This is a genomic window from Spirosoma foliorum (assembly GCF_014117325.1).
Taxonomy (GTDB): domain Bacteria; phylum Bacteroidota; class Bacteroidia; order Cytophagales; family Spirosomataceae; genus Spirosoma; species Spirosoma foliorum.
This window is the reverse complement of record NZ_CP059732.1, coordinates 2,821,720-2,846,660: the sequence shown is the minus strand read 5'-3', so window position 1 is coordinate 2,846,660 and position 24,941 is coordinate 2,821,720. Positions and strand designations below refer to the sequence as shown.

Annotated in this window: 24 protein-coding genes; 3 read left to right on the top strand and 21 right to left on the bottom strand. The window is 47.0% G+C overall.

The window, feature by feature from the left end:
• Positions 1 to 47 precede the first annotated feature (47 nt).
• Both H3H32_RS11930 and H3H32_RS11925 read left to right on the top strand, forming a co-directional pair.
• The gene (locus tag H3H32_RS11930; RefSeq protein ID WP_182462920.1) at positions 48 to 635 is read left to right on the top strand and encodes a hypothetical protein; all 588 of its coding nucleotides are present in this window, start codon (positions 48 to 50) and stop codon (positions 633 to 635) included.
• Positions 632 to 2,038 carry a glycosyltransferase family 39 protein gene (locus tag H3H32_RS11925; protein ID WP_182462919.1) on the top strand — a complete coding sequence of 469 codons (1,407 nt, stop codon included), beginning with the start codon at positions 632 to 634 and terminating at the stop codon, positions 2,036 to 2,038. Before H3H32_RS11930 ends, H3H32_RS11925 begins: the two co-directional genes overlap by 4 nt.
• Before the next feature lie 47 nt (positions 2,039 to 2,085).
• On the opposite strand, the gene H3H32_RS11920 is transcribed toward H3H32_RS11925, so the two are convergent.
• The 18 genes from H3H32_RS11920 to H3H32_RS11835 form a co-directional block, all read right to left on the bottom strand.
• Complete coding sequence (locus tag H3H32_RS11920; protein WP_182462918.1) at positions 2,086 to 2,631, bottom strand: DNA-3-methyladenine glycosylase I; 546 nt, start codon at positions 2,629 to 2,631, stop codon at positions 2,086 to 2,088.
• 358 nt (positions 2,632 to 2,989) lie between these two features.
• Positions 2,990 to 4,234, bottom strand: a complete 1,245-nt coding sequence (locus H3H32_RS11915) for an RNA polymerase sigma factor (protein WP_182462917.1) — start codon at positions 4,232 to 4,234, stop codon at positions 2,990 to 2,992.
• Between the two features lie 63 nt (positions 4,235 to 4,297).
• A complete protein-coding gene (locus tag H3H32_RS11910; RefSeq protein ID WP_182462916.1) occupies positions 4,298 to 4,636 on the bottom strand; it encodes a YciI family protein in 339 nt (112 codons plus the stop codon).
• Positions 4,637 to 4,649: 13 nt separating this feature from the next.
• On the bottom strand, positions 4,650 to 5,324 hold the full coding sequence (locus H3H32_RS11905; RefSeq protein WP_182462915.1) for a succinate dehydrogenase cytochrome b subunit: 675 nt from the start codon (positions 5,322 to 5,324) through the stop codon (positions 4,650 to 4,652).
• A gap of 17 nt (positions 5,325 to 5,341) precedes the next feature.
• Positions 5,342 to 5,791, bottom strand: coding sequence for a carboxymuconolactone decarboxylase family protein (locus H3H32_RS11900; protein ID WP_182462914.1), 450 nt, complete (start codon positions 5,789 to 5,791; stop codon positions 5,342 to 5,344).
• A 77-nt stretch (positions 5,792 to 5,868) separates the two neighbouring features.
• A complete protein-coding gene (locus H3H32_RS11895; protein WP_182462913.1) occupies positions 5,869 to 6,774 on the bottom strand; it encodes an oxidoreductase in 906 nt (301 codons plus the stop codon).
• A gap of 76 nt (positions 6,775 to 6,850) precedes the next feature.
• Positions 6,851 to 7,756: a helix-turn-helix domain-containing protein gene (locus tag H3H32_RS11890; RefSeq protein ID WP_182462912.1), complete on the bottom strand. Its 906-nt coding sequence runs from the start codon at positions 7,754 to 7,756 to the stop codon at positions 6,851 to 6,853.
• A gap of 209 nt (positions 7,757 to 7,965) precedes the next feature.
• Complete coding sequence (locus tag H3H32_RS11885) at positions 7,966 to 9,048, bottom strand: dipeptidase (protein ID WP_182462911.1); 1,083 nt, start codon at positions 9,046 to 9,048, stop codon at positions 7,966 to 7,968.
• A 211-nt stretch (positions 9,049 to 9,259) separates the two neighbouring features.
• Positions 9,260 to 9,592 (bottom strand): helix-turn-helix transcriptional regulator, encoded by a 333-nt coding sequence (locus H3H32_RS11880; protein WP_182462910.1) that lies wholly within the window; start codon positions 9,590 to 9,592, stop codon positions 9,260 to 9,262.
• Positions 9,592 to 9,927, bottom strand: coding sequence for a type II toxin-antitoxin system RelE/ParE family toxin (locus H3H32_RS11875; protein WP_182462909.1), 336 nt, complete (start codon positions 9,925 to 9,927; stop codon positions 9,592 to 9,594). The genes H3H32_RS11880 and H3H32_RS11875 overlap by 1 nt, the downstream gene beginning before the upstream one ends.
• A 178-nt stretch (positions 9,928 to 10,105) precedes the next feature.
• Positions 10,106 to 10,927, bottom strand: a complete 822-nt coding sequence (locus tag H3H32_RS11870; protein ID WP_182464321.1) for a DUF3050 domain-containing protein — start codon at positions 10,925 to 10,927, stop codon at positions 10,106 to 10,108.
• A gap of 218 nt (positions 10,928 to 11,145) precedes the next feature.
• Positions 11,146 to 12,426, bottom strand: coding sequence for a sensor histidine kinase (locus tag H3H32_RS11865; protein ID WP_182462908.1), 1,281 nt, complete (start codon positions 12,424 to 12,426; stop codon positions 11,146 to 11,148).
• Between the two features lie 107 nt (positions 12,427 to 12,533).
• Positions 12,534 to 13,907, bottom strand: a complete 1,374-nt coding sequence (locus H3H32_RS11860; RefSeq protein ID WP_182462907.1) for a sigma-54-dependent transcriptional regulator — start codon at positions 13,905 to 13,907, stop codon at positions 12,534 to 12,536.
• A 108-nt stretch (positions 13,908 to 14,015) separates the two neighbouring features.
• Entirely contained in the window at positions 14,016 to 15,170 is a 1,155-nt protein-coding gene (locus H3H32_RS11855; RefSeq protein WP_182462906.1) for an ABC transporter permease, read from the bottom strand.
• An 86-nt stretch (positions 15,171 to 15,256) separates the two neighbouring features.
• Positions 15,257 to 16,504 (bottom strand): ABC transporter permease, encoded by a 1,248-nt coding sequence (locus tag H3H32_RS11850; protein ID WP_182462905.1) that lies wholly within the window; start codon positions 16,502 to 16,504, stop codon positions 15,257 to 15,259.
• A 90-nt stretch (positions 16,505 to 16,594) separates the two neighbouring features.
• Positions 16,595 to 17,257, bottom strand: coding sequence for an ABC transporter ATP-binding protein (locus H3H32_RS11845; RefSeq protein WP_182462904.1), 663 nt, complete (start codon positions 17,255 to 17,257; stop codon positions 16,595 to 16,597).
• A 113-nt stretch (positions 17,258 to 17,370) separates the two neighbouring features.
• Positions 17,371 to 18,840, bottom strand: a complete 1,470-nt coding sequence (locus H3H32_RS11840) for a TolC family protein (RefSeq protein ID WP_182462903.1) — start codon at positions 18,838 to 18,840, stop codon at positions 17,371 to 17,373.
• Between the two features lie 11 nt (positions 18,841 to 18,851).
• Positions 18,852 to 20,111, bottom strand: a complete 1,260-nt coding sequence (locus H3H32_RS11835; RefSeq protein WP_182462902.1) for an efflux RND transporter periplasmic adaptor subunit — start codon at positions 20,109 to 20,111, stop codon at positions 18,852 to 18,854.
• Between the two features lie 350 nt (positions 20,112 to 20,461).
• Between H3H32_RS11835 and H3H32_RS11830 the strand changes: the two genes are divergently transcribed.
• A complete protein-coding gene (locus H3H32_RS11830) occupies positions 20,462 to 22,750 on the top strand; it encodes a GH92 family glycosyl hydrolase (protein WP_182462901.1) in 2,289 nt (762 codons plus the stop codon).
• 142 nt (positions 22,751 to 22,892) lie between these two features.
• Here H3H32_RS11830 and H3H32_RS11825 read toward each other — a convergent pair whose 3' ends face one another.
• From H3H32_RS11825 to H3H32_RS11815, 3 genes are all read right to left on the bottom strand, one after another.
• Entirely contained in the window at positions 22,893 to 23,645 is a 753-nt protein-coding gene (locus H3H32_RS11825) for an SDR family oxidoreductase (protein WP_182462900.1), read from the bottom strand.
• 114 nt (positions 23,646 to 23,759) lie between these two features.
• Entirely contained in the window at positions 23,760 to 24,368 is a 609-nt protein-coding gene (locus H3H32_RS11820; RefSeq protein ID WP_182462899.1) for a Crp/Fnr family transcriptional regulator, read from the bottom strand.
• Between the two features lie 20 nt (positions 24,369 to 24,388).
• Entirely contained in the window at positions 24,389 to 24,877 is a 489-nt protein-coding gene (locus tag H3H32_RS11815; protein WP_182462898.1) for an HPP family protein, read from the bottom strand.
• Positions 24,878 to 24,941 lie beyond the last annotated feature (64 nt).

Sequence of the window (24,941 nt, the reverse complement as noted above, 5' to 3'; positions counted from 1 at the left end):
TATCTATCCTGACTTTGCGCTTTATCTTCGCCGATTGATTTTGTGGTATGGCAACTCTTCACAAATTTCCAGGCCCGGCAGCACGCAGGCAATTCTGGAAGATGCAGGTTATTTATCTGGTAGCAAGTGGTCTTTTTTTGCTGATCTTTCTCCTCTTGCCCAGGAATCAGAAATGGCTGACGACAACCATTGATCGGTTTTATAAACAACGCCAAACGCTTGGGCAGCAAAGCGATATTTCGATTCGAAAACAGGAAGGTTATAAAGACGCCTACACCTATACTGAATTAATCCGAAAACGTTGTCAACCAACTGATTACTTTCTGATTCCTCCACAACGCTATCTTATTCGGAACGCCTGGCAGCAAGGCAAAGCGAATGGCTATAACTGGCTGTACCCCAGCGTGCTCTATTATCTCTTGGGCAAGTCGGTTCACCTGCTGGAAATGACGGCACCCGATTCGCTGTTACAGCGGGCAACGCATACGTTTTGGGTGTACGAGAACAAGGTTTTCCTACTGACATTCAAGGATCATAATCGTCCTTTAGTGATGGCTGAATTCAAAAAATACGACCCTCATTTTTTTGCCTATACCCCTGAACAGGCACGGGCCTACTACCAATCGAAGCCATGAGTTCAGCTACCATATTTGTTGTGCTAACCCAATTCCTAATTGGTTTCGGGCCAATAACCCGACTTAGAGCCGTAAAAAGTGGGTATAGTCTGCTGGGGCTGGCGATGCTAACAGGGCTTGGACTTAGTTCGATACTCCCTCTTCTGTTGCAATTTTTACACCTACCCATAGCCACCACGCCCCTATTTATTGGTCTGGGTTTGCTGGCTGCGTTCTCGCTCGTACTGCTACGAGGGCAATGGCTATATCTGTGCGAAGCCTTTAGCTCAGAGCAACTTAAGATACAGCTCTACGAATTGCCTTTTCTGGGATTCTGGGGTTACCTGTTGTTCATAAGCGCCTGGAAATGTGCGTGGTTCTCAAATCTACCCTTCGATACCATTGTCGGGCCCGATCTGGTTGCCACCTACGCCGTTCGTGAACATACCTTGGTATCATCTGTCTTTACGCAACACCTCTCCTCGGTGTCGACCTTTAGCAACCAGCCATTTTATGCGCCGTTTACGGCGATGCAACAGATAATCTATTTACTGGCTGCCGACGGTGTGGGACCTTTTGCATTCGGGAAAAGCTGGCTTACGATATTGGTCGTTTCCTTTGGTCTGTTTTTCTACGCCGAGCTACGCGAGCGTATTCATCCAATTCTGGCAGGTATACTTCTCACAATTCTGGCCTGCTCCCCAGAGTTATTTGCCTACACATTTCTGGTTCAAACCGATTGGGCGAATGCAGCCTTCTTTGCGACGGGGGTTATTTTACTACAACGCTATTGTGAATCAGGGCAGCGAGGTCCATTTATAGGGAGTGCACTATTTCTGGCCTTTGCCTGCTGGACACGCACCGAAACGATTTTCTTCGTGCCAATTGGGGCGTTATTAGTACTAATCCAATCCCCCGGCATTCCCAGAAACAAAGCTATTCTTCGGGCAATTGCTTTATCAATTGCCTGTTTGCTGCCAGTCATTTTCTGGAATTATATCTTTTTACGCGGGTATCTTCCCCTACCCGCCAATGCAAAGCCGGGTTTACTTCATGGCATCACCGACGACTATCTAGCTCAACTTATGCGAACATACGCCAACATGGGTAAGGAGGTGGTCTTCCACAATGTATATTGGGGCTACGCAGTATGGTTTTTTCTACTAGTAAGCGTGGTTAATATCCTGGTTTTCAGAGATAAGCAGGGTCTTTTCACGCTTATCTGGATTGTAAGCATTTACCTACTCTTTGGCCTGATTATTCAGCATGTCGATGGCGCGAATGTCCCCTTTACGTTCCGGCGTGGTTTCTTCAAGCTCCTTTTTCTAATGTATTTCTATCTCGGCACGACCAGCCTATTTCACTGGTTGTCAGACCGGATTAAGGTTTTTTCGACAGGATTTACAGAATTAACAGGATCATAATTGCAGAAAAAAATCCTGTTTTATCCTGTAAATCCTGTCAGAAAAAACTATTGGGCCCATACTGGTTTAGCCTCCACTACCTTGCCATAAATCGCACAGTCTTCGGTATGGGCACCGGGCAGGTAGCCAATGCTCATTAAGAACTCGTTCACAATTTCACCGCCTGTAAACCGGAACGTCTTTTTAAACAGCTTCACCCACTCGGCCTTGGTTTTTGGGTGATTCGATTCCAGCCATTTTTCAAACGATCCGTACTCTTCTTGCAGCCGCAGGATGGTTTTGGCATTGTCAATGGCAGCATTCACTTTCAGTCGATTACGTATGATACCCGGATCAGCCAGCAGACGTTCCCGGTCAGCATCGGTGTAGGCGGCTACAGTTGGCAGGTCAAAATTATCATAGGCTTTCCGGAAGGTGACTTCCTTTTTCAGAATGGTTTCCCAACTCAAACCAGCCTGGTTGATTTCCAATACCAGACGACAGAACAATTCATTGTCATCATGGATGGGGAAACCATAGAGGTGATCGTGGTAGGCTTTGTGTAAAGCTTTACGCTCTTCGGGCATAAAGTCGATGGCACGGCAGTAAGACATAGAATGGGTGAGTTTGGGCTTAAAAATACCGCAAAACTCGAACATCATCCCCAGAAAAATGTATCCAAATCGAGGTTCGTTGTAGGAAAACTAAACTTTAAGTGAAGGCATTTCTAGTCTAAATTGAGAACAAGTCGCGTTAGCGACGTGATGTTTATAGGAACATGCTAAATTGGGTGCTGAGCGTGCCGTTAGGTACGCAACTTGAGGTGAACATTGCGTACCTGACGGCGCGCGAACCAGTTCTCTTCACAAATTTCTATAAACATTTCGTCGCTACGCGACTATCGATCATTACTCAATTTGGATTAATCATAAGTCCAATCACTTACTAATCAATCTAATAAACAGCCACTTGCTATAAGGCTACTGGGTTCATCAATCGATCAATATTTTTAAGTAGAGCCGTTTTAACAGTGATTGAATCAGTCAAAGTTAAGGCTGTTTCAAAATGACGTACTGCCTTTGTACTGTCAATATCAGTGTATAGATAGCCTAGCAAGGCGTAGTAATAGTGGTTATCGGTGAGTTTTAGCTTTTCGGCTTCGCGAATGGCTTCCTGCTTTCCGTTTGCTTTGGCCAATGCAAACGTTCGGTTTAATGCCGCTAACGGTGAATAGTCCAGCATAAGCAATTGGTTATAAAGCTGCAAAATACTCTCCCATTTTTCGGGGGTATCTTCTTTATGCGTATGCCAATAGGCGATGCCCGCTTCCAAATGAAATTTGGTCAGTCTAGTACCGGTTGACGCCTGGTTTAAATAATAGGTACCCTGTTCAATCAACTCCTGATTCCAGCGTGTTTCATCCTGATCCTGATACAGAATAATGTCGCCCTGGTCGTCCGTCCGGGTATCAAATCGAGACGCATGAAAACTCATCAGCGCAAACAGGGCATTAACAGAGGGCTTGTTGGTCGCTTCATTCTCGATCAACAAATAGGTCAGGCGCATGGCTTCGGCACACAGATCTTTACGAAGAAGTATGTTTTGAGCCGTCGAAAAATAGCCCTCAGAAAACAGTAAGTATAGGGTTGTCAGAACAGTATCCAGCCGATTGCTGATTTCCGTTACTGTAGGTTGCTCAATTTTTATCTGAGCTTCTTTTAGCGCTGATTTCGCCCGATTTATTCGTTTATAAATGACGTCTTTACTGGTCAAAAAGGCATCTGCTATTTCCTGAATACCAAAGCCACAAAGCAAATTTAAGGCTAAGGCAATTTGCGATTCGCCCGAAATGCATGGGTTACAGACAGTAAAAATCATGGCTAACTGACTGTCAGCGATGTTCTTTGTCGATAAATCCAGATCCAGTTCTTCGCCTTTGTGCGCATTGTATGTTAGATCGGTCGAAAGTTTCTGATCAAAAAGGGCATTCCGTTTTAAGTAATTTTTGGTCTTGTTTTTCGCAACCGTATACAGCCAGCCGGTTGGATTTTCGGGCACTTTATTGAAACTCCATAGTTCAGTTGCCGACAGAAACGTATCGCTGACAATATCTTCTGCAATTTCAATATGCTCAATCCCAAACAAATAACAGAGTACCGAAACCAGCTTTCGGTACTCTGTTCTGAATAAATGTGGCAACAGGTCACTGTTTTCCATAGCGTTGATAAAACGACCTCCACCAGTTGGCAGAGGCCATTTGGGTAAAATTTACGGCATAGTTCATAAAGCCATACGCACTTCCACAACGGCTCCCCATTCCAGAACGGGGCAGCCCTTGGCTATTTCGACGGCTTCATCGTAGTCGGCGGCCCGAATCAGGAACAAACCGCCTACTGATTCCTTAATTTCGGCATATGGCCCGTTGATAACTGTATTATTTTGTTTGATAACCCGACCACCGCCGTCCCAGCGTTTAGGTTGACTGACTAGTTTGTTTTGGGCAGCAATACCGCCAATCCAATCCTGGAAAGGCTTGATGGAAGCCTGCATTTGTTCGGGCGACGGGCTGGCATCTTTGCTGATCAGGTCCCGATGGATCACTAACAAGAATTCGTTCATGGCGTGTTTTAATTTAGAAATTTAAATGACCGAAATGATGATACAAAGCGATAACGATAAAACCGGCAGGTACAACAATGGCAAATCCCCTGCCTAGTTTGCTTAAGGCTCGTGCATACTGATTGTTAAACCCAATCGATTGCAGGGATGAAACAACGCCGTGCCATAAATGAACCCCTAATAGCACGAAGGCCACACAATACAAGCCTGTACGTATCGGACTTTTAAACTTATGGACGAGTTCATCATAGTACCTCGTGGCATTGGGTGCCTGCTGTTCCAGAAACTTGTAATCGAGTTCCCTGAACCAGAAGTCGTACCAGTGCAGGCCGAAATATGCCAGAATCACCAACCCCGAAACAATCATATTCCGGGAGGCCCAGGTTGAATTGGCGGAACCGTTATTGACGACATAACCGATTGGTCTGGCACGCCTATTTTTCAACTCGAGGGCTATTCCGGCGATGAAGTGAAAAAACACGCCAAAGGCGAGGATGGGTTGCAACAGGTACTGAACAACAGGATTATACCCCATGAAATGAGAGACGCTATTGAACGTATCCCTGTCGATTACCGATGTCATATTCAGCGAGACATGTAGCGCCAAAAACGAGATCAGGAAAACACCCGAGAGTGCCATAGTCACTTTTCGACCAATGGATGAGTTTAGGAGTGTTGATGCTGCCATTGTCTGTCACAAGCGCATCAAAATTGGCCGACCTGATAGCTTCCAGGCGTGTTTTCAAACGCATGATTCATTCGATTCCAGGTATTAATGGTCGTAACGGCCAGCGTCAGGTCAATTAATTCTTCGTCGGAAAATTGGCTTTTTGCCAGACTATACACGTCATCCGGCACATGACAGGCCGTGACTGCTTCGGCCCAGGCGAAAGCGGCCCGTTCCCGGTCGGTATAATAGGGAGATTCCCGCCAGGCACTCAGGCCATATAATCGCTGCTCGGTTTCGCCGTTAGCGCGGGCGTCTTTGTAATGCATATCCAGGCAATACGCGCAACTATTGATCTGCGATACCCGAAAATAAATCAAATGCTGAAGGGCCGGTTCAACCGAAGATTTCCTCAGATAGCCTCCGATTCCAAAAAGTGTTTTCAGGGCAGCCTGCCCTTTTTCGTGGACGTTCAGTCGTTGTTCCATGGTTTACGTTTTTGTTTTACGCCCCATTGACAATCGAACTTCCCAGATTGGACAAACTGACAAAACTTTTTTAAATTTTATTTAGGAAATCGGACTCCCGTCGCATGTTCGGCAAATTCCCAGAGCTGTTTAGCAGCCTCTACAGTTCGGGCCGCATCACTGATCTTGACTAATGCTGGATAACCGTGCAGCTCACTTTCGCCATCAGGTCCGTAATAGTCACCACCGTTTACGGTTGGGGACGTCGCGGCAAACAGCGTTGGCAAAGCGCCCTGCCAGGCAGGCATTAGTTCACCAAATTGGGTAATGGCTGCCTGATAAACAGCATCGGGCATATGGCGTGATAAGGCTGTTCGGGTTACACCAGGGTGGGCAGCTACCGAAATAAGTTTATCGCCTACCCGCTCAAATCGCCGTTGTAATTCGAGGGTAAATTGTAAATCGGCGAGTTTACTGACTGCGTACTCCCGATTCGGATTATACGATTTTTCGGATCGTACATTAGCAAAGTCGATCGCAGCCACAAACCGGTGGGCGCCACTGCTTAAGGTCACAATTCGGGCACCGGCCGTTTGTTTTAGTACTGGATACAAATGACCCGTCAGCGCAAAATGACCCAGGAAATTAACTCCAAACTGAAGTTCAAAACCATCCTCGGTCTTACTGGCGGGTGGCACCATCACCCCGGCATTATTAATGAGAATCTGGAGCTGATCATGCTTTTTCCGGATCGACTCCGCGAATTGGTTTATTTGACGAAGGCTGGCTAAATCCAGAACACCGACTTCAAGTGTACCCTTTCCTCCTTTTGCCTGAATCGTGGAAGCCGCCTGTTCGGCTTTGATGGCATCTCTGGCAGCCAGGATGACATGTGCTCCGGCAGTATATAAAGCCTGTGCTGTTTCATACCCTATTCCACTTGTTGCCCCCGTTACGAGCGCCGTTTTTCCCGTTTGGCCGGGGATGTTTTCGATTGTCCACATAGCGTTTTTTTATGGGACAAATTTCAGTGTATGCGTCAGGAATACGCTACCAAAACGAAACCAGTAAGTACAAAAATCAATCAATAGTTAAAACGCGAAACTGTTTGGCTGTTAGGCCGGTATTATGCTTGTAAAAGCTCGAAAAATGATTGGGTTCATCGAAGCCCAGGCTCCAGGCTATTTCATTAACCGACCAATTTGTGGTTTTGAGAAGACTCTTTGCCTCCTGAATCATTCGTCGGTTGATTAACTGCGACGTGGTTTGCCCCGTAATTTCTTTAAGCGCTTTATTGAGGTGGTTGACATGAATGTTTAATTGATTGGCAAAGGCTGAAGGCGAACTCAGTTTCAACCGTTGCGTAGCTACCTCAATCGGGAATTGACGTTCCAGTAGTTCCGTAAACAGAAGTACAATTCGCTCATAGGCAGTTGAGCCAATGGAGGGTTTCCCAGCAGCAGGCTGTTTCTTCTGCGATTCGAGAATGATTTCCAGCAAAAGACACCGTAAGAGGTCATATTTGAACGTATACTGACCATTAAGTTCAGCAATCATTCGTAAAAAGAGGACATGAAACTGGCCAGCTTCGTGTGTATTTAACGGAACGACCGCGCTGGCTGCCGATGTAAAAACCGGGTAGTCGCTGACTTTCCCAAATCGGCTGAAAAAGTCCTCGGTAAATAGACAGATAAAACCTGTTTGCTCTTCGCTAATCCGTTCCCAACTATATGGAATCATCGGGTTAGTAAAGACCAATGCGCTTTCCTTAATCTCCATACACTGATCGGCGTAATGAATTTTACTCTGGCCAAAAACAAGGCTCACCTTGAAATACGACCGGCGGCTATAGCTAACCGGTTTATGCCTGGGAAGCGCCAGCTCTTCAACTTTAATGATATTAAAATGGCCAGTTTCCGTTGCAGGCGGTTCAATAATACCACCTGTATTAGCATAAAATGAGCGAAGATCGAGTACAGAAGTCATTCAGTAAAAGTATAAAAATCAATACGCAATGCGATAAGGTCTTAGCTAATGACAATAATCCCGGTATGCCTCTATCCGGGGCGTATAGGTATAGAAATCGCAATTTCTGTGGGCTTATGACTTCGATGGAGTCATACCGAGATGAGCTTTCGTATTGTACTCTACCTTATTAGGGGGTAAAAGGTTTTTCTTTTCTGTTAAATGGTATCCTACCCTTTCCTGGATCTTGACTTCGCGATCTTTCCCAACACAATCCTGGCGTTTTCGCCCATAATTTTATCAACCTCCTGACTGGTAAACCCTTTCGATGCCAAGGTTTCGGCTACCTGAGGATATTGCATATAATTAGTCAGTACCGGCTGAAAATTAGCCGACATGTCGGTCCCAATCCCGACGTGATCGATACCTACCACATCGACCAGGCGCTTAATATTATCGACGTATTCATCGAAGCTTTTATTGAATCCTGACGGCCAGGCCCCGATAACGCCACCCGTATCGGCCACAACTTTCGCATGCTCTTTTGAGATAGCTCTGAGCGCAATGGGTCGATCGGCCTCCATTTGCAGAATACTATGTGATAAAATGATCGGCGCTTTGGTCAGATTGGCCACATCTTTCGCCGTTTGAAATGAAGCATGGGCCAAGTCAATTGCCATACCCAGTTCATTCATCTTCCTGACCACATCTTTCCCAAAAGGCGATAAACCATTAAAGGTTGCTTCGGCCGTCTGAAGATCGCCCAGGTTATTGGGTGCGTAGTGAACCAACTGAATGGAACGAACGCCATCCTGATACGCTTCTTCGATTCGGCTCAGCTGGTCATCTAAAAAATCGCCCCCTTCCACAGCCAGGTAGCCAATTGGTCCGCTGGCTTTGGTACTCAGATCATTCAGATCGGTAGAAAACGGCATACCTACCTGCGTAAAAACCTCTTTAAGTCGCTGAAGCTGGCGTTTATATTCCGTCCAGCCGTCACCCGGCGAATATTTGCGAGTAATAATGATTCCTTTGGGGCCTGGTTTTATCAAAGGAGCATCGGCTACCAACGCCAGAAACCCGCTCGTCAAATGGCCTTCTTTCATCTCGCTTACCGTCTCGGGCAACTTTGTTTCCGCATTATTGGCAAAGTTGCGCTCGGTCATCGACCATCCCGGATGACAATGAAAATCAAAATAGATTGATTTTTTGGGGGCAGGCATGGAAAAGGCGGCCAGTTTATCGACGGATAGCCAGGATGCCCCAGCCGCGATGGTGCAGGCATTTTTCAAAAACTGCTTTCGTGTTTGCATAGGAAGATTTTTAGCGGTTGCATTCGCAACTGTAAGATAAGCACGAATGAACCAAGCGCCTTCACTTCCTCTCAAAAACCTTTTTCAGCTTATCGCTAAGGCTATACTCTTTCTTTGACCCAACTCTACCGATCAGAAAGCCATACGGTTTTAACGGCTCTACATGATCGCAGATGATCTTTACGATTCCCAGTGCTGGCAGCTGACCTATTCAGGAAAGAGTCATTTGCTTATCATCCAACTCCACATTAAAATTCACTTTTGCCCCCAAAGCAGAAAACACTTTTAGAATTGTTTCAAACCGGGCGTTCGTTACGCTGTTTTCTAATTTCGATATCTGTGCTTTCTGAACGCCAACCAACTCACCCAGTTGCTCTTGTGTTAAATGACGCTCTTTTCTTGCCTGTCTAATGGCATTCCCAACTAATTCAATTTTCAATTCATGCTCAAAAGCATCGCGCCGTTCCGAACCGACTTTACCGATGTGTTTATCAATCATTGTGTCAAGCGACACCGTCTTTAGCTTTTTTTTTGTGTCTTTCATTATTTTTCGTTCAAATATTGTCTTCGGATATTTTCGGCTTTTTCAATTTCTTTCGATGGCGTCTTGTTTGTCTTTTTTAGTATTCCATGCGTGGCCAAAACTAACGTATCTACATTGCCAGTCTTATCCCAAAACGCAAAAAGCCGATAAGCTTTACCTTGGTATAAAGTTCTGAACTCCCATATATGGTCGTTTAGTTTTTTGAAGAGCTCATTATCATTAATATGCTGGGCTTTTCTGATGTTGTAATAGATTTTCTCCCGCGCTTTATCATCAAGGTTTTCCAAAAAATCAACTGCATCTGGCAATAACTCAACAACAAATTTTTCGTCCATACTTATTTCTCCAAAGCTAAAAGTTTCCTCATCAAGAAACAACCATTTAAAAATATACTCCTTTAGTCCACAAAAAATCCGCTACATCTACCTTTCACAAGTAGACGTAGCGGACAAATTAGGTCACTCTAGGATCGCTCTACGTTTATTGAGCTTAACTGACTGCGTTAGTTGACGATTAAACCAAGTCAATCACTTCTGCTTCCTGTTTTTGACTACTACTCTTTCGCATCTGCATGATCGCATCATACACACCATCCCAGAGATCGATGCGTTTCTGCAGAGCCTGCCGAATGGCTTGTTCAGCTTCCAGCCAGTTTTGTTCGTTATCCCCGCACAAGTTCGAGGTCATTTGCAAGGCAAGCTGGCTATGGTGATCGCCATCTACTTCAATGTGGCGTTCGAGATAATATTTGAAGATCGATAGGCTGTCGGGGAATTTCTTGTGCAAATCGTTGATGATCGAAATGAACATACCGGGAATCAGGTCTTCACGCCCAAACGTAAATACCGCCGATTGCCGATGTTCCCGATCACTGGAAATCACATCGAATGTAAACTCGACAAAGTCTTTGACGGCTTCAGGAGTCGCTGAGACCGTAAACGCCTGATTGAAATCGCCCGTTTCCTGTAGCACGGCTACAAATGTTTCAATGGCCGACGTATCGGCTCCGCATTGCTGCATGGCATCCAGATACAGCTCGAAGTGGCTTTTCCGAATTCCCTCCCCATCCACATCCGATTCTTCCCCAGCTACGATTTCATTGATCAAATAGCGAGTCTCCGCCGAACCCTTTGGGAACCAGGGAACCGACGTACAGGTCAATTTAAGCTGTAGCGCCTTGAGTAACGACATGAAGTCCCAAACGGCAAACACATGGTATTGCATAAAGACTTTCACGTCCTCAATAGTCTGTATTTCAGCATATACCTTGTGGTTTATAATCTCTTGCCGCAAAGGTTCAATTCCTTTTTTAATCTGTTCAATTCGTGCATTCATCATTGAAAAAAATCACTGTTTACTGACTATGTACGGTTAAAACCTGATCATAGATGGCATGATGGCGCAAGGCCGGGCCACGTTGGCTCTGGCCTTGTGTCTATTATTCTCCGGCCTCTGGCCAGTATCACAAAGATACAGTTGATAACTCAGCCAGAGGCTGATGAATAGTAGACACGAGGCCAGAGCCAACGTGGCCCGGCCTCGCGCCATCATCGTCACGAAAACTCAATTAAGAATTCGGTCCAGCCGTCTTCGTTGGTTTTGAGCGAAAAGGGAAATTGGTGATTGAGGAGAATTTCTCGGGTGAGCGTTAGGCCAATGCCCTGACCTTCAGGTTTGGTGCTGTAAAATGGGTTGAACAGATTGGCTTCAATGTCATGCAGAATCGGCGCTCCATTGTCGCGGATAATCAGATGGCGAGCAGTGCTGATGATCTCCACGCGCTGACCCGATTCGCAGGCTTCGAGGGCATTTTTGACGATATTGACTAGCACCTGCTCCATCTGCTCAACGTCAACTACCTGAACGTTAATCTCCTTCGTGGCAAGTTGCAGACTAACTCCGCGCAGTTCGGCCTGCGGCTGCATCAATCGAACGACACTTTGAGCAATTTCACTAATGTCGACAGCCCGTTTTTGAGGTTGAGGTAATCGTACCACATCGGCAAACCGACGCATAAAGCGATTTAGTCGGTTGTTGCGCTCGATGGCGATACCCACGGCATGCTGAACATCGGGGTCATTTACATAGGTTTTGCTAACGTCGAGAATGGAATTGACGGCTCCGATGGAATTATTCACCTCGTGTGCCATCATCCGAATTACCTTGCTATAGGCTTTCTTTTCGCTGGCTAGAATCTCGGGAGTAAGTTCTTCAATGATCAGAAACGAACGTCGGAAACCCCGATCCATGAAATTCGATCGCAACACCTTGTAGGTTTCGAGCCCATTGGGTTTCATAATCCGGGATTCCCCATCGGCCAGATCAGCAATCTGGGCGAGCAACGAAAACCCAAGCTCCGCCAGTTGTTTCCCTACAACATCACCGGGTTTTATGGTCAACAGCTGACTGGCTCTAGGGTTAACCGACGCCACATTCCCATCGAAATCAAAAATCAGGATCGCAATGGGCGCTGCTTCGATGAGTTTTTCCAGAAAAAACTGCTGCTCAACCTGTCGGGTCCGCTCCTGCCGAAGTTGATCGATCATCAGGTTATAAACCGTTATCAATTCGTCTACTTCCTGATTTCCCGTCGGCACAAATTTGACCGTAAAGTCCTTATCCCGAATGGCTTCGATACCCGACGCTATGAATTCTGACGGTTGCTGAAACGCCCGATAAATGCTGATGGCCATGATAATCGAAATCAGTAACCCAGCTTCGCTAGCGATAAAAACAAGTTTATTCTCCCGTAAAGCCAAAAACAACAAACCAGCCATCGCTATGTGAATAGCGATAATGTAAACTAAGTATCGGGTACGAAAGGTTAGCTTCATCAGGTAGCCTGGACGGCCACGTCCGGGTGAATTTGTGAGATTTGCACTTAGCTCACTTTTGCAAGCAGTGCATCCTGTGAGCGTTTACCCGGACGTGGCCGTCCAGGCTACTCTTCCGCATACGGAATTCCAAATTTCTCTAATCGACGGTAGAGTGCAAAACGGGTGATGCCTAATGCCCTGGCTACTTTGGCAACCCGATTCTGATGAAAAGCCATTGCCCGGTGAATCATCTGGTATTCCATCTCTTCCAGCGTCATCGTGCCTATTTGTGGCAAAGAGGTTTGGGAAGAGGGCATTGGGTTAGGCGCGGAGGTCAGGTTGCGCTCAAAGTCCTCAACCTGTAACTCGTCGTTGGCTGAGAGTAGAACGGTTCGCTCAACCACATTCTTTAACTGACGGATATTACCCGGCAAAGCCAGGTTTTTCAACCACTTCTGCGCCACGGCACCCACTCGCAAGTCTGGGCGATTGTAAATGGTTTTTAAGTTGTCGACAAAGTAATTGACCAGCAACGGGATATCCCCAGGCCGCTCCCGCAAGGCAGGCAGCCGAACCGTAATGAGGTTGATTCGATAAAACAAATCTTCCCGAAACTGACCTTTACTGACCATCTCTTCCAGATTGCGGTTGGTGGCACAAATGACCCGTACATCAACCGTTCGGGATTTGCTGCTTCCGAGTGGCTCAAACGTCCGATCCTGTAAAACACGCAACAGCTTAACCTGGCTGGCAGGGTCAAGGTCGCCAATTTCGTCCAGAAAAATGGAGCCTTTGTTGGCCAGTTCAAAGCGTCCTATCCGATCGGTTTTGGCATCCGTAAATGCCCCGCGTACATGGCCAAACAGTTCACTCTCAAACAAAGTGGATGATATACCGCCCAAATTGACTTTCACGAATGGGTGGCGTTTCCGGCGACTATTTTGGTGAATGGCCTCAGCAATGAGTTCTTTCCCCGTACCACTTTCACCCGTAATCAGTACAGGCGCGTCGGTTGGGGCCACACGCCCGATGGTGGTCAGAATATCCAGTAAATTCGGGTCCTCCCCAACGATATTATCGAACCGGAACTGCTGATCAAGCTTTCGTCGATTGGGCGATGCGGCTACAGACTGGGCCAGATTCAGCGCCGTCCGAACCGATTGCAGCAGGTGGTCATTCTGCCAGGGTTTGGTAATGAAATCTTTCGCTCCCGACTTCATGCCTTCTACCGCCAGGTCGATACTTCCCCAGCCGGTAATCAGAATTACCGGCACGTTAGGCAGCCGCTCCCGAATCCGGCGCAGTAACCGAAGGCCATCATCGCCAGAGGTATCGACCGAGAAATTCATATCCAGCAGTATCAATTCCGGCACTTCTTCATTCAGAACTTCAAAGGCTTCAAACGGCCCATCGGCCAGTCGCACGGTGAATCCTTCTTTCCGAAACAACAAGGAAAGTGAAGTCTGAATAGCAATATCGTCGTCGATGATGAGGAGCATACTTTTTAATGAATAATTTAAAATGAACAATGGATAATGGCGGAGAGCAGTCTATTATTCATTTTCATCATTCGTTATCCATTTTACATTATTCATTATCCATTAATCTTACTCCTCATGCAACGCTACCGCCGGTTGAATCATGGCGGCTTGTCGGCTGGGGAATAGGGCGCAGAGGGTGACGATGCCGTAGATGATCGCCACGGCAATCAGAATAGCCGTAACATAAACGCCTGACGACAAGTCGAATACATTCAGCAACGGAAATTGAGCCGCAAACAGAAGCCCGATCAGCATGGCAAAGGTAGCCAGTACCCAGATTTCGCTGATAAATTGGGTAGAAATTCCGTTCCCAGTAGCTCCTAATGCCCGACGTAGACCAATCTCTCCCCGGCGTTTGGCAATGCTCAGGTTCAGGACCCCAAATAAGCCGAGCGCCACGTTGATCAGCAAAAAGCTACTTACAATCAGCGCAATGATAATGGGAACCAGCACCAGGTTATGCTGATTTTTGCGCGAATCGGTCAGGTAGTCGACTTCAACGCTCCAGCCCGTCATCATCGACGCAACGTCTTTCACAATTTTAGCTTCAAACACCGCGTCGGTGCCGGGCTTCACTTTAATTATCATCGTATCAATCCAGGTCGCATCAACTTTTGCCAACTCAAAGAGAGTTGGTTTATTCGACATAAATTCCCCTTTTGCTTTGAAGTTGTCGATCACGCCAACAACCCGAAACCGCTCACTGATGATCTTTCCCAGTGGATTTTCGTCGCCAAACAACGCTTCTTTCGCCTTTCGATTGATGACTACCGGTGTGAATTTCCCGACACTATCAGCGTTCCGATACCAACGACCAGCGACTACGGGAATGTCGAGTGCTTTGGCATAATTCTCATCAGTTGTGTACGATTCAGCTAGTACCTTATGCTTGTTGTACTCAATGCCGTTATTGGTTTGATTGGCCGAAAACGGGAAATTACTGCCCATTCGGGAAACCGACTCTACTTCAGGGTACGCCCTCAGACGCTGTTGAACCCGTTGTAATTTTTCGGCAATTCCCGTCGTGTCCTGGTTTGCCTTCAGGCTGATGGCCCAAACGTTATCGTAGTGAAAGCCTAACGGCTCCCGATAGTTGCCCACATTCACAACGATCAATGTGGCCAGCCCGAAAAGGACCATAAACGACGCCCAGATTTCGACAATCAATAAAGCATGCGTCTTCTTCTTATTCCAGATTAATTTAAACAGGTGAGAGATCATAATTAAAGAGTGAAAGAGTGAATGAGCGAAAGAGTGGCCAAGTGATCCAGCCTTTTCGCTCTTTCACTCATTCACTCTTTCGCTCTTTAAGATTTGAGCGCTTCAGCAATGCTTAGTTTCGACATGCGGAGAGCGGGTAGTACGCCTGATAAAAGCCCGAAAATCAGGCATACCAGGAGGCTGATCAGGAACACACTCAGGTTGATGGTCAGGTCGGCGTAGGCGATCATGCCACTGGTGTTGATCAGATGAATAACAATCAGTGTCAGGACTAAAGCGATGGCCCCGCCAATGAACGTAATGAAGACGTTCTCGATAATAAACTGCCAGACCAGCGTTCGTACAGGTGCACCAAATGCCTTTCGGATACCGATTTCGGAGGCTCTTTCCATAATGCGACTGACATTGATGTTTACCAGATTGATGGCCGGAAGGCCCATCAGCATAAACAGCACAAACCCAATTACCCCAAAAAAGATAGCCTTTATGCCCGGATTACCGTCCAGAATACTGCCCAGAAAATTCTGCAAATAGGGCTCGCTCTTCACATTCAATGTGGCATACTTAAATCCGTCCTGAATACCGGGTAACGGAATGCGATTAATGTGCCCCTGAAACTCATCCTGAATGGCTTTAAAATCCGATTTATCCTTAGCCAGGATCATTGCCACATAGCCACCCCGCATACTGGTGTTCTGGTAATTGCTTTTGGGAGATGTATACGGAAAGAAAACATCGGCATAGGTAAACGGGCGGGTAACGGGACTGGCCTTTACGACGCCAATTATCTTGTAATGAATGTTTTCGATTTCAACAGTCTTACCAACAACGGGCTCGGTAACATTGCCAAAATAGTGCTTTTTAAAATCATCGGTAATGACGGCCACGTTGTCGCCATTGGCCATATTCTGTTCATTGTAGGGCTTACCTTCCAGAAATTCAAAGTCGGCGACTCGCCAGAAATCGGCATCGGTAAATTTGGTATTGAGTTTGATTTTCTGCGAGCCTACATAGGCGTTCGAACTATTGATCAGTGTACTGATGGCAACCCGCTCCGGCGTTTTCAGTGACTTGGCATGTTCCGTCAGAAACTTAAAACTCATAGGTCCCGAACTGCGGGATGTCATACTGGAATCCCGTTGCTCCATGGTCATGATGTAGAGCGATCGATCCCGCTTCGTTTCAGGATAATGACTGCCAATCAAGTGATCCAGAAACGAGGTCAGCACCATCAACACAGTCAGTGTCAGGCTAATGCCGAAAAGGGTAATAAAGGTGAAGAACGGATGCCGAAGCAACACCTTCCAGGCGATTTTGATGTAGTTGGCTAACATAATTAAAGAGCGAATGAGTGAATGGGCGAAAGAGTGAATGAGTGGTTGGCGCCTGATTTTCGCTCTTTCTCTCATTCATTCTCTCGCTCTTTATAAAACTTGCGTTCCGTCGAACAACCTCACCAGTCGGTGGGTGCGTTTGGCCATTTGTTCATCGTGGGTAACCATTACGATGGTGGCTCCTTCGTCGTTGAGTTGCTGGAGAATGTTCATGATTTCGTTGCCCATTGCACTGTCGAGGTTACCGGTTGGCTCATCGGCCAGAATAATGTCGGGGTTGCCGACTATGGCGCGGGCGATGGCCACCCGTTGCTTCTGCCCACCCGATAGTTGCTTCGGGAAGTGCTTCATCCGGTTACTTAACCCTACTTTCGTTAGCGCTTCTTTCGCATAATCCTGACGCGGCTTGCCATTAGTAGCGCGGTAGAGCAACGGAATCTCCACATTGTCGAGCACCGACAGGTCGTTAATGAGGTGAAAGCTTTGGAAGATGAAGCCGATTTTCTGGTTCCGCAGTCGTGCCAATTCTTTGTCGGTATACTTCGTCACTGGCTGACCATCCAGTTGCACCGTACCTTTAGAGGGTTCATCCAGCAAGCCCATCACGTTCAGGAGCGTACTCTTACCACAACCCGATGGCCCCATAATAGAGACGAACTCACCTTTCTTGATTTCCAGGTTGATGTTGTTCAAAGCCAGCGTCTCAATGGTGCTGGTCCGGTAAACTTTTTCGATGTTTTGGAGAGAGATCATAGTTTTAAAGGAGGAAGGAGAAAAGGGACGAGAGGGAGGAAGAATTAAGGAGATAGGTGAAAGAACATTTTTTTAATCCTCCTCCCTTTCTACCCCTTCCTCCCTTTTCTCCTTCATTTTATTTTCTGGTTTGTGTCAAAATCATATAAGGTTAATAATCGTAGCGTGTAATACGCCTGCCAATAGTCGCGCAGGGCCAGGATGGCATCGCGACGGGCGCGGTCTTTTTCCTGGGTTGCAATGCCTAAATCCGTAACACTCAGGTCACTTAACTTGAAGCGATCCTGGGCAATCTGGTATCGATTCTGGCCAATCTCGTCGGCTTTGGCAGTCAATGTCACTTGCTGGCGAAGCATCTGTAAGAGCGTCACCTGCGTAAAAATCTCCTGTTCGAAAGTTAGCTTGTCCTGCTCAACGGTTTGCTGCGCCAGTTCGCGGTTTGCTCTGGCGGTTTCGACAATGGCCTGTGCCCGCCCCCAGGTCATAATGGGCAGTGTGAACTGGAGCGATACGTACTCGCGGTTCTGCGGCCGGATGTACACATCGATAAGGTTAGGACCTTGATTCGATAAACCAAAGCCTGCGGTGAGTGTCGCATTGAGGCCGTTGTTTTTTCGGGCTTTTTCCAGATCCCGCTCAGCCTCCAATAGTCGTCGTTTAAACGCAATGGCGGCCGCCCGATTGGCAGTGGCTTCGTTGATCGCCCGATTCACATCGACGGTTAAATCGGGAATCTGGTTCGGAATAGCCAGCTCTAGCGGGCGCGTCTGACCAATAACAGCCCGATCGTTCCCTTCATTGCGGTAGCCTATAAACGTTTTCAGTTTTAACGACGCTACGGCTGCTGTTTGCCGGGCCGAGGCCAGATCTTTTTCGGCATTGAGCACGCTCAACTGCAACTGTAACAGGTCGTTCTGCGAAATCTTGCCGAGATCAAGCTTGTGTAAGGCAATTCGGTAAAGCGTATCATTATTGACCCGGTTGGTTTCGGCAATTTGCAGATTGACCTGCGATACCAACAGATCGAAATACAAATTTGTGGCCGTCAGGGAAACCTGTTCCAGTGATTCAATCAGTTGCTGATTTCCTTCGGCATACAAGAGCGGCTGAATTTTCCGATCCCACCGCATTGGATTGAATTGAAAGAGCGGTTGCGACAACCCAATCCCAAACGGAATTCCATTATAAAGTTTTGTATCCTGAATAAAGTTATCGAATCGCTGAAGTTGCTTCTGCACAAAAATGGTCCCACCCGTCGGGGCAATTGTCTGGCTTAGCGACAAATTCAGAATCGAGTTATTATAGGATACAGGTTCAAACTGAATGTTTCCATCAGGTTGAGTTACCTGTACATACGAGCGAGTAAAATTAGGCAGCGACCCATCCAGACTGAGTTGTGGTTTATACTGCGCCAAAAACGATCGAAAAGCCCAGATGTTGGTACGCTGTTGCGTATTAGCCCGTTTTGCCGACACCGACTGCGCCTGCGCCAGTTGCAAAACCTCGTTTAAGGTAGTGGTTTGTGCCGATGTTTGCCCAACGATACCAAGCAAACCAAATATGACTAAATAAAAGCGGTTCATAGCGGTCTGGGTTAGTGTTTTGGCTCGATGGTGAGTTCTTCCAGATGCTCGTATTGACTCAGATCCGTCAGGATTACTTGTTCGCCCGCTTGCACACCTGACTTTATTTCCACAAAGTCGAAGTTCGACAACCCAAGTGCGATCTCGCGACGATGTGCTACCTGGCTTCCTTTTGGCAACACATATATGTACTGCGTCCGCTTGCCTTTGAACGCTGGTCCGTTCGCTACCCGAACCGCCTTTGCTACCCGATCGGTAATGACGAACACTTCCACTTTCATATTAGGACGGAGGGACGCGTGGTGGCTGTTGTCCAGTTGAATCACAAATTGCACGATCCCGTTTTTCACGGCTGGCTTTACCTGTGTAATCAGTCCGCGCAGATTGGTTTCGTTTACTTTAATCGCAACCGGAAGTCCGACTTTAACCTGATCAGCATAAACATCTGAACAGGAACCTTCGACCCGGAAACTAGCCAGATCAGCCAGCTTCGCCAGCATTTCCCCCTCATTGACGGCCGAGCCAATGTTTTCATTTACCCAGGTTAGTACTCCGGGCCGGTCGGCTATGATGTCGGCCTGCTTTAGTTTATGGGTCAACTCTTTCAGGTTTTTCTCTTCGATCTGCGCCTGTAAGGTCGTTTCGCGCAAGCTGGCACTCATCGACTGACGATTGTATGTGAGATCATTTTCGAGTTGCTTCTTCTCCAGCTCGGCAACACGGAGGGAATTTTCGGCGCGGGTTACGTCTTCGCCCGTGCTCCCTCCTACTTTCTGAAGCCGTTTCGCACCTTCCAGGTCAGCCCGTAATCGATTGATGTTGAGCAGCTTTATTTGATCATTCACCTCGGCATCGTACAAGCTCTTATTGAGTTTCATCCGCAACTGATCGATGCCGTTGCGTTTAAGTGCCAGTTGGTCATTGAGTTTTTCGAGTTCAATTTCCGTAATTGACTTATCGAGGTCCATTATGGGCTGACCGGCTTTTACGGCTGTGCCGGGCATAAGCAAAACACGCCGGATACTGGCCCGAATGGGGCTGGTATAAATCTGTTCGTAAGCCGGAATAACTTCACCCGTTGCATTTAACGAGTTTTCGACTGGGCCAATTTCAGCGATTGTGGTTCGGATTCGCTCCCCTTCGACAGAGGTTTTGAGCGCATTTCTCGTCCAGAGAATGACCAAAGCCAGTGCCACAACGACAGTCACCCCAATGAGCAGGTTCCGGTTGCGGCCACGATTGGCAATTTCTGGGGCAAGTTCTTTGTCCATCTTCTATATTGTAATTCACAGATAGAAGGCCAAACAACGTGCCACTAGGTAATACACTAACAGTCAACTCGTTGCTTAAAGTTAACTATAGGAAAACTGTGCGAAATCGCACAGATTATTGCAATTTCGCACGTCTAGTCGCTTAAGTGATGTCGATTACTCATAACCGACACCTTAGGTTTCTTAAAACCTATAGGTATTAACAGTAGGTTTTTAGAAACCTAAAATGTCAGGTGTTAGCACCTGACACCACGTCAAACATCACCAACATGTGCTTCCCGCTTAGCTTTCCGAAAGGTTTTCGTACCTTTTTACCCCAGTATCAGAGTCAATGGATTTTCCTTCAAAAAATGACAAAAGTTAGCTTTACAATCCTCTTCCAATTTCTCGCTTTTCTTTCCTTCGCCCAGCAGAACCTCGTTCCCTATGTCCACCCGTTGATTGGCACCGAAAAAATGGGGCATACCTTTCCTGGTGCTACGGTGCCGTTTGGTTCGGTTCAATTAAGTCCTGATACGGACACCCTCTCGTATGAATTTAACGGTAAGTACAATGGGGATGTCTACCGCTATTGTGCTGGCTACAAATACGAAGACAAAACGATTGTCGGGTTTAGTCACACGCATTTCAGCGGTACCGGCCATTCCGACTTGGGTGATTTTCTGATCATGCCTACGCAGGGCGCGTTGCAATTGAACCCAGGGGTGGCCTTAAATCCCAAAAGCGGCTATCGGTCAGCGTTTTCGCACGCAAACGAAGTTGCCGAAGCCGGATATTACAAAGTCAAACTCGACGATCATGCGATTACGGCTGAGTTGACGGCCTCTAACCGAGTTGGCTTTCACCAGTACACCTTTCCAAAGTCCGACCAGTCGCACATTATTCTGGATTTGATCCATGGTATTTACAATTTCGAGGATAAGGTTGTCTGGACGTATGTGCGCGTTGTAAACGATACCCTGATTACCGGCTACCGGCAAACCAACGGCTGGGCACGCACCAGAACCGTTTATTTCGCACTCTCGTTCTCGAAACCATTTAAATCCTATGGGCAACAGAATCTGGATAAAGCACAGGTGTACAAGGGTTTCTGGCGAAAATTCGATCAGACGAAGAATTTCCCCGAGCTGGCGGGCAAGAAGATGCGGATGTACTTTGATTTCGACACGAACGAAGGCGAAAAGATAAAGCTGAAAATGGCACTGTCGCCGGTAAGTCAGGAGAATGCACTGGCCAATATGCAGGCTGAAATTCCACATTGGGATTTCGACCAAACGAAGGCTCGTGCCCAGGCCGATTGGAACAAAGAGTTAAATAAAATCCAGATCGACGCGTCGGAAACCGACAAGGTGAACTTCTATACGTCGCTATACCACTCGTTTATCAACCCAACGACCTACATGGACGTCAACGGTCAGTATAAAGGACTGGATCAGGGCGTTCACTCGGCAACCGGTTTTACGAATTACACCACCTTCTCGCTCTGGGATACGTACCGAGCACTCCATCCGTTTTTCAATCTGATTCAGCCTGGCCGAAACAACGACATGGTGCAATCCATGATGGCCCACTATGAGCAGAGCACGCTCAAAATGCTGCCGATCTGGTCGCACTATGCGAACGACAACTGGTGTATGAGTGGCTACCACAGCGTTTCGGTGCTGGCCGATGCGGTGATCAAGGGAACCTACAAAGGGGATGCTCAGAAAGCGATGGATGCGTGTATTGCCACTTCCAATCATCGTGATTATGAAGGTATTGGCGAATATATCGATAAAGGTTTTATCCCTTCAACATCCAATAGAACCTCCGTATCGAACACGTTGGAATACGCCTACGACGACTGGTGCATTGCCCAGATGGCGAAAAAACTAAACCGAACCGATGTGTATGCTACCTACCTGAAACGCTCCGAAAACTGGAAAAACGTGTATGATACATCCATTGGGTTCATGCGCCCCCGGTTGGCTGATGGATCGTTCAAAAAAGAATTCGACGTGTATAAAACGGAAGGACAGGGTTTTATTGAAGGTAACTCCTGGAACTTCAGCTTTTTCGTCCCGCAAGATCCAGCCGCTCTGATGCAGGCGATGGGTGGCCCCAAGAAATTTACTGCCCGACTCGATACACTTTTCTCGATGCATTTGCCCGACGAGTTTTTTGCCGAAACCGAAGACATTACTCGCGAAGGCATCATTGGTGGGTACATTCATGGCAACGAGCCCGCCCACCACATTGCCTATCTGTACAACTGGGCCGGGCAACCCTGGAAAACACAGGCGCGTATCCGCATGATTCTCAACATGCAGTATAAATCGGCCCCCGACGGTTTGGGCGGCAATGATGACTGTGGCCAGATGAGTGCCTGGTATATGTTTTCGTCGATGGGTTTTTATCCAGTTGCTCCGGGTTCAGAAGCGTACTCGTTGGGAAGTCCTTCGGTTAAAAGTGCCCGCCTGAACCTCGAAAATGGTCAGACGTTCACCATCGAAGCCATTAATCAGAGCGACAAAAATGTCTATGTACAAAAGGTGCTGTTGAATGGAAAGGAGTTGACTCAGCCCGTAATTTCCCATTCGGATATTATGAAAGGCGGTAAACTAACGTTTTACATGAGCGCCAAGCCGACGAAAAAGTAGAGCTGCTATTAACTTTGAAATTTGCCACTCATTTTTTGTCATTCCGACGCTAGAAGGAATCTCGAAGCCCTGTATCAGTCAAGCTTGAGATTCCTCCTGGCGTCGGAATGACAAAAAATAAAGATCAATGTCAAACTATTTCCTAAACCAACACTGCTCCACCATCGACCGTAATGATCTGCCCGGTGCTGAACGGCTGACGCAATAAATACAGATAGGTTTGTGCAATATCTTCGGCTTCGCCCACGCGCTTAACGGGCAGCGAATTGCCAATCTGGGAGTACATACCTTCCCGGTCGGCCTCTGACATTCCCGCCCAAAGATTGGTTTTTACAACTCCCGGTGAAACGGCATTCACTCGTACAGGAGCAAGCTCCATTGCCATTGCTCGCGTAAAGCCTTCCATTGCCGCACAGATGCTGGCTCCCAACGACCAGCCTGCATTGGGCCGTTGACTAGCAATACCGCTGGTGAGCACAATGGAACCGGTTTGGCTGATATGCGGATAGCCGTATTTGACCGCCAGAAAGGCACCCCAATACCGGATATTGAAGTACGTTCGAGCCTCGTCGAGCTGTGTATCTGCGAGATTACTTAGCTTAATTCCTTCTCCGGCCGTATACACCAGATGGTCAAATCCGCCAATCTGATTAAAAAAACTGGCTATCTGGTTCTCGTTCGTTAAATCGACCTGATAGCCTTCGCTACCTGTAGGTAGTTCGGTAAGAGCCTGATCGATACGTTGTTGGTTACTGGAAACGATAACGACTTGTGCTCCTTCGGCGGCTGCGGCTTTAGCCGTGGCCAATCCAATGCCTGAACTTCCTCCGAGTAGAATGATTCGTTTCCCGCCTAAAACACCGTTTACTGTTTGCTGATTCATAACTTGATTCATTTGCTTTTTGACGAAGCAAAGTTCCGTCAGCAAACGGAGCTGTCATTTACCAAATGGTAAAAACGGAGGAATAGTTGATACATACGCCATATCTTTGGAGATATGGCGTATGTATCAACTATTCCTCCGAATTCGGCTCAGCGATTGTTGCGTAATTCCTAAATAGGAAGCAATACTTTGCAAGGATACTCGTAAAGCGATCTCTGGCTGACGAATCAAAAACTGTTGGTAACGCGTCATGGCATCTTCACCTAAATAGGCATTCCGGATTTGAATTTTGTAGAGGAGCGTCTGCTGGGTCAGTTTTTCAATTAGTTCTTTCAGGTAGGGAAAGCGTTCGTAGAGGACCAGTAAACTGCGTTTAGGCAGCACAATCACCTGGGTGGGACAAGCCGCCAGAATGCTTTCGTTAGCCGGAACAGCCCGGTTAAAACTATCCAGAATGGTTACCAATTGGTTTTCCTTCAGGAAATAATGCGTTAGTTCCCGCCCCTGTTCATTCTGGGTGACAATACGAACAACGCCATCACAAATAAAAAACAGATTCGTCGCCACAGTCCCCTCTTTCAGTAGATATTCTCCTTCCGCTACGTTGCGATACCCTAACTCTCGTTTAATCACCTCAACATCAGCCGATGGAATAGCCTTAAAGAGACGCAGATAACTGAATAGCGGATTAAACAGGGCAGTATTATCGCCCGCTATGGGAGATTGATTATCCATATTGAAACGTAACGTTTCGTTTACCTTACTGTTTCGAAGAAGTTTGTAGCCACCTGTGGTCTGGGTATTACTGGGGCTGTTCGAAATAATTGCTTTATAAACCATTGGCCAGCCAGGTGTAGGGCTAACAAGCCACCCATCAGACACAAAGTAACTAAATATGACTGAAAAGGGTGAGAAGAATTAGCCAAATGAAATAACAAGGCCACCGCTGGGGGATGAATACAAGGAACAGCCGCCATAATTCCGACCACAAGCAGCGTCATCACAAACAGACAAAACAGATCATTACCCCAAAAAACGCTATTGATCAACCCCAGGTGTCCCACCACTATATAGGCAGTCAGTACAGTTACAGGCCGCGCAAACATTCCCTGCGGATTGGCAGCCAATAAGATGCAGGAAGCTGCTAAAGGCGGCACAATAGCTAAAAGCCCAGCCCGAAAAGCCACTAAAAAAAGGATTTCGATCCCTATGATACATAACGCCCAGCGAATCGCGGTCTGCATAAGAAATGACCATTTGGCCCAATAAATAATTCAGACAACGTCCCAGAATTAGCAGCTATCACAG